This window comes from Nocardioides sp. SYSU D00038, assembly GCF_016924665.1.
Classification (GTDB): Bacteria; Actinomycetota; Actinomycetes; order Propionibacteriales; family Nocardioidaceae; genus Nocardioides.
The window spans coordinates 1-13,388 of record NZ_JAFFJT010000037.1 but is presented as its reverse complement, the minus strand read 5'-3'; the positions used below and the strand labels follow the sequence as shown (position 1 = coordinate 13,388).

Sequence of the window (13,388 nt, the reverse complement as noted above, 5' to 3'; positions counted from 1 at the left end):
GAGGAGCGCTAGCGACGAGCCTCGAAACCGAGCGCCTCAGAAGTCGAGGTAACGATCGGGTCACAACCCAGAATCCCGTTGTGGACAACGCGAAAACCGGCCGGGGACTGTCGGTGGTCGGTGTTTGGGTAGAGGCATGACAGCGAAGGCCACACCCCACGGACGGCACCGCATCAGCCGCGCCGTTGCGGAGGTGCGCGCCACGCTGGCCGACGTCGGGGAGCTGCCGCTGTGGAGCATGCCCGCCCCCGAAGCGGCCGAGACCCTCACCGAGATCGCCAAGCTCAAGAGCCAGGTGGCGGCTCTCGAGCTGCGGGCCGCCAAGCACGCCCAGACCCAGAAGGTCGAAGCAGCCTCCGGTGCCACCTCGACCGCAGCGTGGCTCGCGGTCGCCACGCACGCGACCCGCCGCGAGACCGCCAGGACGATGCGGCTGGCCGAGCTGCTCGACACCATGCCTACCGTCGCGCAAGCGCTTGGACGCGGTGAGCTGCTGCTGGAGCAGGCCGAGGTCATCGCCCGCGCGATCGACAAGCTCCCCGACGACCTCGACCCGCAGATCCGGGAGCAGGCCCAGACCAAGCTGGTCGAGCTCGCCCAGCACCACGACGCCAAGGACCTCACGATCTTCGGCAACCGGATCCTCGACATCGTCTGCCCCGAGGTCGGCGAAGCAGCCGAAGCCAAGGCGCTGGCCAGGGTGGAGAACGAGGCCGAGGCCAAATGCAGGCTCACGATGCTCGACGACGGCGAGGGCCGGACCCACGGCCGGTTCGTCATCCCGACCATGCACGCCGAAGCCCTCAAGAAAGCGTTGTTCGCGCACGCCGCGCTGACCCACGAGAAGGTGACCTCGCAGTCGCTGGGGCAGGCGTTCTGCGACTACATCCTCCGCTACCCCGCCGACCAGCTCCCGCAGCGCGGCGGCGTCAACGCCACCGTCGTCGTGACCATCCCGCTCGCCGTGCTGGAGGGCCGGCTCGCAGCGTGCGAGCTTGACACCGGCACCCGGATCAGTCCCGGCGCCGCACGGCGCCTGGCCTGCGAGGCCGGACTCATCCCCGCCGTCCTGGACGGGCAGTCCCAGGTCCTCGACCTCGGCCGCACCCGACGTCTCTTCTCGACCGGTCAGCGGATCGCGCTCGGCCTGCAGCAGAGGACCTGCCGCTCCGAGGGCTGCGACCGGCCAGCGTCGACCTGCGAGGCCCACCACAAGGTCAGGTGGACCCACGGCGGCAACACCGACCTCCGCGACGGCGTCCTCCTCTGCCCCTCACACCACCGACGCGCCCACGACCCGACGTACCAGACCACCTACCTGCCCACCGGCAAGGTCCGGTTCCACAGGCGGACGTGAGCGTCACCGCTGGTTGAGGAAGGACGAAGTCCTTCACTCGTTACCCCGGAAGGCGACGACCCTCCCGTCCCCACCGGAGGGCGCTCGGCTCACCGGGTTTCGAGACAGTCGCTAGCGCGACTTCCTCAACCAGCGAGCAGGACTCAGTGGCCGTTCTTGAGGGCGGTGCGCAGGTCCTTGTTGAGCTGGGAGATCACGTCCATGGGGATCTCCTTGGGGCAGGCGGCCGTGCACTCACCGATGTTGGTGCAGCCGCCGAAGCCCTCGTGGTCGTGCTGGGCGACCATGCCGACCACCCGGCTGTCGCGCTCGGGCTGGCCCTGGGGGAGCTCGCCGAGGTGGGTGATCTTGGCGCCGACGAACAGCGAGGCCGACCCGTTGGGGCAGGCGGCGACGCAGGCGCCGCAGCCGATGCAGGTGGCGACGTTGAACGCGCGCATCGCCTTGTCGCGGGCGGCGGGCACCGAGTTGGCCTCGGGGGCGGAGCCGGTGTTGGCGGAGATGTAGCCGCCGGACTGGATCATCCGGTCGAGCGCGCCGCGGTCGACGCACAGGTCCTTGACCACCGGGAACGCCTCGGCGCGCCACGGCTCGATGGTGATCTCGTCGCCGTCGTTGAACGAGCGCATGTGCAGCTGGCAGGTCGTGGTGACCTCGGGGCCGTGGGCCATGCCGTTGATCATCAGCCCGCACATGCCGCAGATGCCCTCGCGACAGTCGGAGTCGAACGCGATCGGCTCCTCGCCCTTCGCGTTCAGCTGCTCGTTGAGGACGTCGAGCATCTCGAGGAAGCTCATGTCCTCCGAGACGCCGTCGAGCTCGTAGCGGTGCATCGCACCCTGGACGTCGGCGTTCGCCTGGCGCCAGATGTTGAGGGTCAGTCTCACTTGTAGCTCCGCTGCTTCATCTCGATGGCCGTGTAGATCAGGTCTTCCTTGTGGAGCACGGGCTGGCCGTTCTCGCCACCCCACTCCCAGGCCGCGACGTAGGCGAACTCGTCGTCGTGGCGCAGCGCCTCGCCGTCCTCGGTCTGCGACTCGGCACGGAAGTGCCCGCCGCAGGACTCGCGCCGGTTGAGGGCGTCGATGCACATCAGCTCGCCGAGCTCGATGAAGTCGGCGACGCGGCCGGCCTTCTCGAGCGACTGGTTGAGCGAGTCGGCGGTGCCCAGGACCTTGAGGTTGCTCCAGAAGTCGGCCTTGAGCTCGCGGATCATGTCGATCGCCTTGCGCAGACCCTCCTCGGTGCGCTCCATGCCGCAGTACTCCCACATGATGTTGCCGAGCTCCTTGTGGTAGCTGTCGGCGCTGCGGGTGCCGTTGATCGAGACCAGCTTCTGCACCCGACCCTCGACGTCGGCGCGGGCCTCGGCGACCGCCGGGTGGGACTCGTCGAGCTTGTCGAACGGCGCGTCGGCGAGGTAGTCGCGGATGGTGTTGGGCAGCACGAAGTAGCCGTCGGCCAGGCCCTGCATGAGGGCGGACGCGCCGAGCCGGTTGGCGCCGTGGTCGGAGAAGTTGGCCTCGCCGGCCACGAACAGGCCCGGGATGTTGGACTGCAGGTGGTAGTCGACCCACAGGCCGCCCATCACGTAGTGCACGGCGGGGTAGATCCGCATCGGGACCTCGTAGGGGTTCTCGCCCGTGATCCGCTCGTACATGTCGAAGAGGTTGTCGTACTTCTCGCGGATGCCGTCCTCGCCGAGACGGGCGATCGCGTCGCTGAAGTCGAGGTAGACGCCGCGACGGAAGTCGCCGACCTTCGGGCCGACGCCGCGACCCTCGTCGCACATGTTCTTGGCCTGGCGGGAGGCGATGTCGCGGGGGACCAGGTTGCCGAACGACGGGTAGATCCGCTCGAGGTAGTAGTCGCGGTCCTCCTCCGGGATCTCCCGCGGGTCCTTGTCGCAGTCCTCCTTCTTCTTCGGCACCCAGATCCGGCCGTCGTTGCGCAGCGACTCCGACATCAGCGTCAGCTTCGACTGGTGGTCGCCCGACACGGGGATGCACGTGGGGTGGATCTGCGTGTAGCAGGGGTTGGCCATGTAGGCGCCCTTGCGGTGCGCCCGCCAGGTCGCGGTGACGTTGGAGCCCATCGCGTTGGTGGAGAGGAAGAAGACGTTGCCGTAGCCGCCGGAGGCGAGGACCACGGCGTCGGCGAGGTGGGTCTCGATCTCGCCGGTGACCAGGTCGCGAGCGACGATGCCGCGGGCCTTGCCGTCGGCGACGATCAGCTCGAGCATCTCGTGGCGGGTGAACTGCTCCACGGTGCCGGCGGCGACCTGGCGCTCCATGGCCTGGTAGGCACCGATCAGCAGCTGCTGACCGGTCTGGCCGCGGGCGTAGAACGTGCGCGAGACCTGCACGCCGCCGAACGACCGGTTGTCGAGGAGGCCGGCGTAGTCGCGGGCGAACGGGACGCCCTGGGCGACGCACTGGTCGATGATGTTGGCGCTGACCTCGGCCAGGCGGTAGACGTTCGACTCCCGGGAGCGGTAGTCGCCGCCCTTGACGGTGTCGTAGAAGAGGCGGCCGATCGAGTCGCCGTCCTCCTTGTAGTTCTTCGCCGCGTTGATACCGCCTTGGGCGGCGATCGAGTGGGCGCGGCGCGGGGAGTCCTGGTAGCAGAACGACTTCACCTGGTAGCCGGCCTCGCCGAGGGTGGCGGCCGCGGCGCCACCGGCCAGGCCGGTGCCGACGATGATCACGCTCAGCTTGCGGCGGTTGGCCGGGTTGACCAGGCGGTTGTCGAACTTGCGCTGGGTCCAGCGGTCCTTGATCGGGCCGGTGGGCGCGACCGGGTCGACGATCTTGTCGCCCGGCACGTAGTAGCCGTGGGCGTCGTCCGACTTCTGCACCGACGGCTCGTTCGTCGGGTGCAGGCCGGACAGGTCCTTGTCGCTCGATGCCATGGTTGCGCGCTCCGCCTTACTTGGTGATGACGCCGAAGAGGACGAACAGGGGGACCAGCGAGAAGCCGCCGGCGACCACCACCGCGACGATCCAGCCCACGGCCTTGGCCCGGGCCCGCGACTGCGCGGTGTTGGTGAGACCGAGCGTCTGCAGCGCGCTCCAGGTCCCGTGGTGGAGGTGCATCGCGAGGGCGACCATCGCGACCAGGTAGATCGCGGTCATCCACCACAGGTCGAAGGTGTCGACGAGCAGGTTGTAGGGGTCGTTGGTCTCGCCGCCCTGGGGGTTGACCTTGCCGATCGTGAAGTTCACCAGGTGCCAGACCAGGAACAGCAGGATCGTGATCCCGCCCCAGCGCATCGTGCGCGACGACAGCGACGACGCCTGGTTCTTCTTGGCGACGTAGGACACCGGCCGGGCCTTGGCCGCACGGCGCCACAGCGCGACCGCCGCCACCACGTGGACGACGAGGGCCACGATCAGGCCGACCCGCATCACCCAGAGGAAGCCGCCGTAGGGGAGCAGCGGCTCCCCGAGCTCGCGCAGGTGGTGTGCGTACTCGTTGAAGGCGTCGTGGCCGGAGAAGGCCTTGAGGTTGCCGTACATGTGCCCCAGCACGAAGCCGATGAAGGCCAGTCCGCTGAGCGCCATGGTCAGCTTGAGGGCGATCGTGGAGCGCGTCGAGCGCACTCCCTTGACGAGGGTCGGGGATGCCACACGGGCACGCTACCGCCCCGCCTCGGCAGGCGGGGTGGGAGGGGATGTGACAAATCCCCCTTCCCGATGAAGTTAGGCGATCCTAACCCATTCGCCGGCTCAGGCGGCGGTGAGCTCCCGGCCCAGCGCCACGGCGTAGTGCTCCGACACCAGCTCGGCCACGGCGTCCGACCAGGTGCGCCGCAGGGCCACCTGGCGCGCGTGGGCCCCCATCAGGCCTCGCTGCCGGTCGGCGGCCAGCGCCGCGACCGCGTCGGCGAGCGCCCCGTCGGTGCCGGGCTCGAAGAGCAGCCCCGTCTCCAGGGGACGTACGACGGCGCGCGCGCCCCCCGAGCGGGGTGCCACCACCGGCACGCCGCTCGCGGCCCCCTCGCGCAACGCGTGGCAGCAGGTCTCGCGCTCGCCGGGGTGGACCAGCACGTCGAGCGAGGCCATCGCGGTGGCGAGGTGGCCGGCCTCGAGCGACCCGACGAACCGGGCCCGGGGGAGCCGCGACCGCAGCCACTCCCGCTGGGGACCGTCGCCGACCACCACCACCCGGGTGCCGGGGACCCCGGCCAGCTCGGCGAGCCGCCGGACGCCGTGGCGCCGGTGCAGGCTGCCGACGTAGCCGACCACGACCAGAGGCTCGGAGGTGCGACCGCTGCGGGACCACGACCGGTGCAGCCAGGGGTCGCGCAGCGTCGGCGCGAACGCGCGGGTGTCGACACCCGGCAGCCAGGTGTCGGCCGCCACCCCGAGCCGGGCGACGTCGTCGGCCAGCCACTCCGCGGTGACCACCACCCGGTCGGCGCGGGCCACCGCCTGGTGCAGCCACTGGTCGACCCGCGACGTCGCGACGGGGGAGTGCTGCACGACGAGCGTCCGGGCGCCGAGCCCGGCGGCGTGCTTGAGCGCCTTCCGGCCGACCGTGCCCGGGCTGGTGACGTGGACGAGGTCGGGTCCGAACGACGCGAGCGCCGCCCGCACCTGCGGACCGGGGCGGGTGTGGGGGGCCACCCGGGCGACCCGGCTGCCGCGGTAGGAGGCGATGCCCGGACCCGGGGCCACCACGAGCACCTGGTGGCCGGCGTCGATGAGGTGGTCGGCGACGGCGCGCACCGTGGTCGTGGTGCCGTCGACCGCGGGGTAGAAGGTCTCGGTGACGAGCGCGATCCGCATGGTCGCAGGATGACCCGGCCAGGCCGCCCCGGAGTTGCAGTGGCGTGGCGGCGGCGTGGCGGCCGGGTGGCCGCCGGGTGAACCCGCGCTCAGCCGTCGATGGGGCGGCCTAGGGGAGCCGCTGGCCCGCCATCTGCTCGAGCCGAGCGATCCGCTCGGGCATCGGCGGGTGGGTCGCGAACAGCTTGCTGACCCCGCCGCCCCGGAACGGGTTGGCGATCATCATGTGGCTGGCGTTGACCAGGTCGCGCTGCGGCGGGAGCGGCCGGTGGGCCACGCCCCGCTCGAGCTTGCGCAGCGCCGAGGCGAGCGCGAGCGGGTCACCGGTGAGGCGGGCGCCGTCCTCGTCGGCGTCGTACTCCCGGGTGCGGCTGACCGCCATCTGCACGATGCCGGCCGCGAGCGGGCCGAGGAAGAGCAGGCCGATCGCCACGATCGGGTTGGGCCGCTCCTCGTCGTTGCCGCCGAAGAACAGGCCGAACTGGGCGAGGAAGGTCACCGCGCTGGCCAGCGCGCCGGCCACCGACGCGGTGAGGATGTCGCGGTTGTAGACGTGCATCAGCTCGTGGCCGAGCACGCCGCGCAGCTCGCGCTCGTCGAGGATCTGCAGGATCCCCTCGGTGCAGCAGACCGCCGAGTTCTGGGGGTTGCGGCCGGTGGCGAACGCGTTGGGCGCGTCGGTGGGGGAGACGTAGAGCCGCGGCATCGGCTGCCCGGCGCGCTCGGAGAGCTCGCGGACGATGCGGTACATGCCCGGTGCCTCGGCCTCGCTCACCGGCCGGGCCCGCATCGCGCGGAGCGCGAGCTTGTCGGAGTTCCAGTAGCCGTAGGCGTTCATCCCGAGCGCGAGGACCAGCGCGATGACGAGGCCGCCGCGGCCGAACAGGCTGCCGACGAGGATGACCGCCGCCGAAAGCCCACCGAGGAGCAGGGCGGTCTTGAGTCCGTTGAAATGACGATGTCCGGTCACACCACCTCCAACGCTCGCGGGCTCCTCGGCGTTCCGGCGCCCGGCGCGGCCGCGGGTCGAAAAAGTCACACTCTGTGGTCCGGTGACGCGCGTCTCCCTAGGGTTCGCAGCATGACTGACGTGGAGGGCGGGCTGGCCGAGCCCGCCGGGCTCGAGCCGGAGCAGGGCTCGCTCGACCTGGCGGACCCCGCGGACCGCTGGTCGGCCGCCGACTGGGAGGACGCCGCGGCCGCCGTGCTGCGCAAGGCGCGCCGGCTGGCCGAGGACGACGACAACGCACTGGTCTGGGAGCGGCTCACCCGCACCACGCTCGACGGCATCGGCATTCCGCCCCTCGGCACCCCCGCGCTGCTGGAGGACCTCACCACCGACGGCCGCCCGACCCGGGCCGGGGCGTGGGACGTGCGCGCCCACCTGCGGCTCGCCGACGCGAAGGCCGCCAACGAGGAGCTGCGCGTCGACCTCGACGGGGGTGTGACGTCGCTGTGGCTGACCGTCGACCCCGGCGCCGACCTGGCGGCCGTGCTCGACGGCGTGCTGCTCGACCTGGCCCCGGTGGTCCTCGACGCGACCGCCGACCCGTTGGCCGCGGCCCGGGCGCTGCTCGACCACGCCGGCGACGCCGAGCTCCACCCCGGCACCAACCTCGGCGTGCCCGCCACCGCCGACGACGCCGACCTGCTCGCCGGCCTCGAGCTCGCCGAGCGGGCCGGGGTGCTCGGCCTGGTGGTCGACGCCACCGACGTCCACGACCGCGGCGGCTCCGACGTGCAGGAGCTGGCCCGCTCGCTGGTGCTGGGCGTGCGGCTGCTGCGGGTGCTGACCGAGGCCGGCCGGAGCGTCGACGAGGTCGCCCGCCGGGTGGAGTTCCGGTTCGCCGCCAGCGACGAGCAGTTCCCGACCATCGCCAAGCTGCGGGCCGCGCGGCGCCTGTGGGCGCGAGTGGTGGAGCTCAGCGGCGGCACCGACCTCGAGCAGCGGCAGCACGCGGTGACCAGCCGTCCGATGATGAGCCGCTACGACCCCTACGTGAACATGCTGCGCACCACCGTCGCCGCCTTCGCCGCGGGCGTCGGCGGCGCCGACGCCGTCACGGTGCTGCCCTTCGACAGCCCGCTGGGCCGTCCCGACGTGCTGGGCCGCCGGATCGCGCGCAACACCTCTCACCTGCTCATCGAGGAGTCCCACGTCGCCGCGGTCGCCGACCCCGCCGGCGGGGCGTACGCCGTGGAGAAGCTGACCGACGACCTCGCGGTCGCCGCGTGGACGCTGTTCGGGCGGCTCGAGGACGGCACCGACCTCGACGAGCTGGTCGCCGCCACCGCCGCCGAGCGCGACGCGCAGGTCGCCCGCCGCACCCGGCCGATCACGGGGCTCACGGAGTTCCCCCACCTGGCCGAGGTGCTGCCCGAGCGGGCGCCGGACGACTCCTGGGCCGGCGTCCGCCCCCACGGCGCGGCGTTCGAGGCGCTGCGCGACGAGCCCGCCGCGACCCCGGTCTTCCTGGCCACGCTCGGCACGGTCGCCTCCCACACGGCCCGTGCCACCTTCGCCACCAACCTGTTCGCGGCCGGCGGGATCGCGGTGAGCCCCGCGGGGGCCACCGCCGACGTCGAGGCGCTGCTCGCGGCGTACGACGGCCAGCCGGTGGTGTGCCTCGCCGGCAGCGACGCGGCCTACGCCGAGTGGGGTGCGGCGGCGGCCGAGGCGCTGCGCGGCGCCGGGGCCCGCTGGGTGATCGTCGCCGGCCGGCCCACCGACTACGTCGACGACTCGTGCGCCATGGGCGTCGACGCCCTCGACTTCGTCACTCGCACCCGGGAGAAGCTGTCATGACCGTCCCCTCCAGCTTCAGCGGCCTGAGCCTCGCCGGGGCCGCGGCGACCGCCGGCGGCGCGGTGGGCGGCAAGCCGTGGACGGCGCCCGAGGGCATCGACGTGCTGCCCGTCTACGGGCCGGAGCACCTCGAGGGCCTCGACGCGCTCGACACCTGGCCGGGGCTGAGCCCGTTCCTGCGCGGGCCCTACCCGACGATGTACACCACCCAGCCGTGGACGATCCGGCAGTACGCCGGCTTCTCCACCGCGGAGGAGTCCAACGCCTTCTACCGCCGCAACCTCGCCGCCGGGCAGAAGGGGCTCTCGGTCGCCTTCGACCTCGCGACCCACCGCGGCTACGACTCCGACCACCCCCGGGTGCGCGGCGACGTCGGCATGGCCGGGGTGGCGATCGACTCGATCTACGACACCCGGGTGCTCTTCGACGGCATCCCGCTCGACGAGATGTCGGTGTCGATGACCATGAACGGCGCCGTGCTGCCGGTCCTGGCCCTCTACATCGCCGCGGCCGAGGAGCAGGGGGTGAAGCCGGAGCAGCTCACGGGGACGATCCAGAACGACATCCTCAAGGAGTTCATGGTCCGCAACACCTACATCTACCCGCCCGCCCCCAGCATGCGGATCATCAGCGACATCTTCAGCTACACCTCGGCGCGGATGCCGCGCTTCAACTCGATCTCGATCTCCGGCTACCACATCCAGGAGGCGGGGGCGACCGCCGACCTCGAGCTCGCCTACACGCTGGCCGACGGCGTCGAGTACATCCGGGCGGGCCTCGAGACCGGCATGACCATCGACCAGTTCGCGCCGCGGCTGTCGTTCTTCTGGGCGATCGGCATGAACTTCTTCATGGAGGTCGCGAAGCTGCGGGCGGCCCGGGCGCTGTGGTCGCGGCTGGTGCGCCAGTTCGACCCCCAGAACCCCAAGTCGCTGAGCCTGCGCACCCACAGCCAGACCTCCGGCTGGTCGCTGACCGCCCAGGACGTCTTCAACAACGTCGGCCGCACCTGCATCGAGGCGATGGCGTCCACGCAGGGCCACACCCAATCGCTCCACACCAACGCCCTCGACGAGGCGATCGCGCTGCCGACCGACTTCTCGGCGCGGATCGCGCGCAACACCCAGCTGCTGCTCCAGCAGGAGAGCGGCACCACCGGGACCATCGACCCCTGGGGCGGCTCCTACTACGTCGAGCGGCTCACCCACGACCTCGCCGAGCGGGCCTGGGCCCACATCCAGGAGGCCGAGCAGGCCGGCGGGATGGCGAAGGCGATCGAGCAGGGCATCCCCAAGATGCGCATCGAGGAGGCCGCGGCCCGCACCCAGGCGCGCATCGACTCCGGTGCGCAGAGCGTCATCGGCGTCAACACCTTCCGGCTCGCGGCCGAGGACAAGCTCGACGTGCTCCGGGTCGACAACGACGACGTCTACCGCCAGCAGGTCGCCAAGCTCGAGCGGCTGCGCGCCGAGCGCGACGACGACGAGGTGCGCCGCACGCTGGAGGCGCTGACCACCAGCGCCGAGCGCGGCCCGGAGCGCGGCTCGCTCGACGGCAACCTGCTCGCGCTGGCCGTCGACGCCGCGCGCGCCAAGGCCACCGTCGGCGAGATCTCCGACGCCCTGGAGAAGGTCTACGGCCGCCACCAGGCGGTGATCCGTACGATCAGCGGCGTGTACAGGTCCGAGCTCGGCGACACCCCGGACACCGTGGTCAGCCAGGTGCTGGCCGCGACCGAGGAGTTCGAGGAGGCCGAGGGCCGCCGGCCCCGGATCCTGGTGGCCAAGATGGGCCAGGACGGCCACGACCGCGGCCAGAAGGTGATCGTCTCGGCCTTCGCCGACCTCGGCTTCGACGTCGACGTGGGGCCACTGTTCTCCACGCCCGAGGAGGTCGCCCAGCAGGCCGTCGACGCCGACGTGCACATCGTCGGCGTCAGCTCGCTGGCCGCGGGCCACCTGACGCTGCTCCCGGCCCTCAAGCAGGCGCTCGCCGAGCAGGGCCGCGACGACATCATGGTCGTCATCGGCGGCGTGATCCCACCCGACGACGTGCCCACGCTCCGGGAGATGGGGGCCGCGGCGGTCTTCCTGCCCGGCACCGTCATCGCCGAGTCGGCGCTCGACCTGCTGGCCCGGCTGCGCGAGCTCCTGGGCCACTGAGCCGCCCCGTGGCCGCAGCGGTGGACGTCGACGCGCTGGTCGCCGGGATCGGCGCGGGCAACCGCGCCGCGACGGCCCGGGCGATCACGCTGGTCGAGTCGGCCAAGCCGGCCCACCGGGCGGCCGCCCGCGAGCTGCTGACCCGGCTGAGCGCCGACGGCTCCGCCGGGGTCGCCTCGTCCGCCGTACGGGTGGGGATCTCGGGGGTGCCGGGGGTCGGCAAGTCGACGTTCATCGAGTCGCTCGGCACCCGCCTGACCGCGGCGGGCCACCGGGTCGGCGTGCTGGCCGTCGACCCCTCCTCGGTGCGCACCGGCGGGTCGGTGCTGGGCGACAAGACCCGGATGGCGCGGCTCTCGGCCGACCCGCGGGCCTACATCCGGCCCAGCCCGTCGGCGGGGACGCTCGGCGGCGTCGCGCGCGCGACCGTGCAGGCGATGTCGGTGCTCGAGGCCGCCGGCCACGACGTGGTGCTGGTCGAGACCGTGGGGGTCGGCCAGTCGGAGGTCACGGTCGCCGGCATGGTCGACACCTTCCTGTTCCTCACCCTGGCCCGCACCGGCGACCAGCTGCAGGGCATCAAGAAGGGCATCCTTGAGATCGCCGACGTGATCGCGGTCAACAAGGCCGACGGCGACCGCGAGCAGGAGGCCCGCACGGCGGCCCGCGAGCTGGCCGGCGCCCTGCGCCTGGTGCGCGGGCACGGCGAGTGGGCGCCGCCGGTGGTGACCTGCTCGGGCCTCACCGACGTCGGCGTCGACGACCTGTGGGAGCGGGTGCTGGCCCACCGCGACCACCTCGGCGTCGACGGACTGGCCCGCAAGCGGGCTGGGCAGCAGCTCGACTTCACCTGGGCGCTGGTGCGCGACGAGCTCGACCAGCGGCTGCGCCACTCGCCCGCCGTGCGGGCGATCCGCGACGACGTGCGGGCCGAGGTGCTGGCCGGCGAGCTGCCGGCGACCGTGGCCGCCGACCGCATCCTCGCGGCCTACGACGAGGCCTGAGCCTCCGCTGCACGGTGTCCCGAGGCCCGTCCCCGGGGTTGTCCCCGCAAACCGAGGACAGCCGCCCCGTGCGCCCGGGACGGTGGTCCCGCGAGGGTCTCACCACCGACACTCCCGAGAGGTACGACCCCACATGATCCGCAACAAGCTCACCCTGACCGTGGCGACGCTCGCCGTCGCCGCCTCGACGCTCGGCGCCACCGGCGCCAGCGAGGCGGCGCAGGCCGCCAAGCCCCAGCCCCAGGTGCTGGCCGGCGACCTGTTCTCGCCGTTCAGCGTCGCCGTCTCCGACAACGGCACCCGCTGGTTCAGCCAGAACTTCGCCGGCGTACTCATGCGCCAGGCCCCGGGCAAGGCCCCGGCGCCGGTCTACCAGTCCACCGGGGGTGCCGAGGTCGGCGCCGTCTCGGTGCGCGGCGGCAAGGTCGTCTTCGCGCTGTCCCGCGGCAACAACGAGCACGCCGAGCTGCGCGTGCTCGGCACTGGCGGCAAGGCCCGCAAGATCGCCGACATCGGCAAGGCCGAGCAGAAGCAGAACCCCGACCGCAAGGTCACCTACGGCTTCCGCCAGCTGCCCGAGTCGTGCGCCAAGAAGTTCCCCGCGGGCACCAAGGTCCGCTACAAGGGCATCGACGAGACCCACCCGTTCGCCAGCACCAGCATCGGCCGCACCACCTACGTCGCCGACGCCGGCGCCAACAACCTGTGGAAGGTCACCAACGGCAAGGTCCGCAACGTGGCCGTGCTGCCCGCCGTCGGCCTCAAGGTCACCAAGGCGTTCGCCAAGCAGGCCAAGTTCCCGGCCTGCACCGTGGGCCGCACCCACTGGTTCGAGTCGGTGCCGACCGACGTCGAGGCGGGCCCCGGCGGCCAGCTCTACGTCAGCACCCTCCCGGGCGGTCCCGAGGACGGCTCGCTCGGCGCGGCCGGTGCCGTCTACAAGGTCAACCCCCGCAACGGCAAGGTGACCAAGGTCGCCGGCGGCCTCGTCAGCGCCACCGGCCTGGCCGTGACCAAGGGCGGCGACGTCTACGTGGCCGAGCTGTTCAAGGGCCGGATCGCCAAGATCAAGAAGGGCTCGCGCAAGGCGACCACCTTCGCCAAGGCCCCGATGCCCAGCGAGGTCGAGCTCGCCAAGGGCGGCCTGTTCGCCACGATCAACGTGCTCACCGGCCTCTCCGGCCAGCCCGGCGACGTGCCGGCCGGCCAGCTGGTGAAGTTCAAGCGCTGAGCGGCGCAACCAGGCTCGTGGGCCGGGCCGCGTCGGAA

At 72.1% G+C, this 13,388-nt stretch carries 10 protein-coding genes; 5 read left to right on the top strand and 5 right to left on the bottom strand.

All coding sequences use genetic code 11. From position 1 onward, the window contains the following. Nucleotides 1–136: 136 nt before the first annotated feature. Nucleotides 137–1,357: an HNH endonuclease signature motif containing protein gene (locus JT721_RS20070; protein ID WP_205475208.1), complete on the top strand. Its 1,221-nt coding sequence runs from the start codon at nt 137–139 to the stop codon at nt 1,355–1,357. Between the two features lie 143 nt (nt 1,358–1,500). On the opposite strand, the gene JT721_RS20065 is transcribed toward JT721_RS20070, so the two are convergent. The 5 genes from JT721_RS20065 to htpX form a co-directional block, all read right to left on the bottom strand. Next, nucleotides 1,501–2,244 carry a succinate dehydrogenase/fumarate reductase iron-sulfur subunit gene (locus tag JT721_RS20065; RefSeq protein ID WP_205475207.1) on the bottom strand — a complete coding sequence of 248 codons (744 nt, stop codon included), beginning with the start codon at nt 2,242–2,244 and terminating at the stop codon, nt 1,501–1,503. Beyond that, nucleotides 2,241–4,268: a fumarate reductase/succinate dehydrogenase flavoprotein subunit gene (locus tag JT721_RS20060; RefSeq protein WP_205475206.1), complete on the bottom strand. Its 2,028-nt coding sequence runs from the start codon at nt 4,266–4,268 to the stop codon at nt 2,241–2,243. Before JT721_RS20060 ends, JT721_RS20065 begins: the two co-directional genes overlap by 4 nt. Before the next feature lie 16 nt (nt 4,269–4,284). Then, nucleotides 4,285–4,986, bottom strand: coding sequence for a succinate dehydrogenase cytochrome b subunit (locus tag JT721_RS20055; protein ID WP_205475205.1), 702 nt, complete (start codon nt 4,984–4,986; stop codon nt 4,285–4,287). A 99-nt stretch (nt 4,987–5,085) separates the two neighbouring features. Further along, entirely contained in the window at nt 5,086–6,147 is a 1,062-nt protein-coding gene (locus JT721_RS20050; protein WP_205475204.1) for a glycosyltransferase, read from the bottom strand. 109 nt (nt 6,148–6,256) lie between these two features. Then, nucleotides 6,257–7,117, bottom strand: a complete 861-nt coding sequence (htpX, locus tag JT721_RS20045; RefSeq protein WP_205475203.1) for a zinc metalloprotease HtpX — start codon at nt 7,115–7,117, stop codon at nt 6,257–6,259. A gap of 111 nt (nt 7,118–7,228) precedes the next feature. Between htpX and JT721_RS20040 the strand changes: the two genes are divergently transcribed. From JT721_RS20040 to JT721_RS20025, 4 genes are all read left to right on the top strand, one after another. Next, the gene (locus tag JT721_RS20040) at nt 7,229–8,953 is read left to right on the top strand and encodes a methylmalonyl-CoA mutase family protein (RefSeq protein WP_205475202.1); all 1,725 of its coding nucleotides are present in this window, start codon (nt 7,229–7,231) and stop codon (nt 8,951–8,953) included. Continuing rightward, nucleotides 8,950–11,115: a methylmalonyl-CoA mutase gene (gene scpA / locus JT721_RS20035; protein WP_205475201.1), complete on the top strand. Its 2,166-nt coding sequence runs from the start codon at nt 8,950–8,952 to the stop codon at nt 11,113–11,115. The genes JT721_RS20040 and scpA overlap by 4 nt, the downstream gene beginning before the upstream one ends. An 8-nt stretch (nt 11,116–11,123) precedes the next feature. Continuing rightward, nucleotides 11,124–12,119, top strand: coding sequence for a methylmalonyl Co-A mutase-associated GTPase MeaB (meaB, locus tag JT721_RS20030; protein ID WP_205475200.1), 996 nt, complete (start codon nt 11,124–11,126; stop codon nt 12,117–12,119). A gap of 133 nt (nt 12,120–12,252) precedes the next feature. Further along, nucleotides 12,253–13,350, top strand: coding sequence for a ScyD/ScyE family protein (locus JT721_RS20025; RefSeq protein ID WP_205475199.1), 1,098 nt, complete (start codon nt 12,253–12,255; stop codon nt 13,348–13,350). Nucleotides 13,351–13,388: the final 38 nt, after the last annotated feature.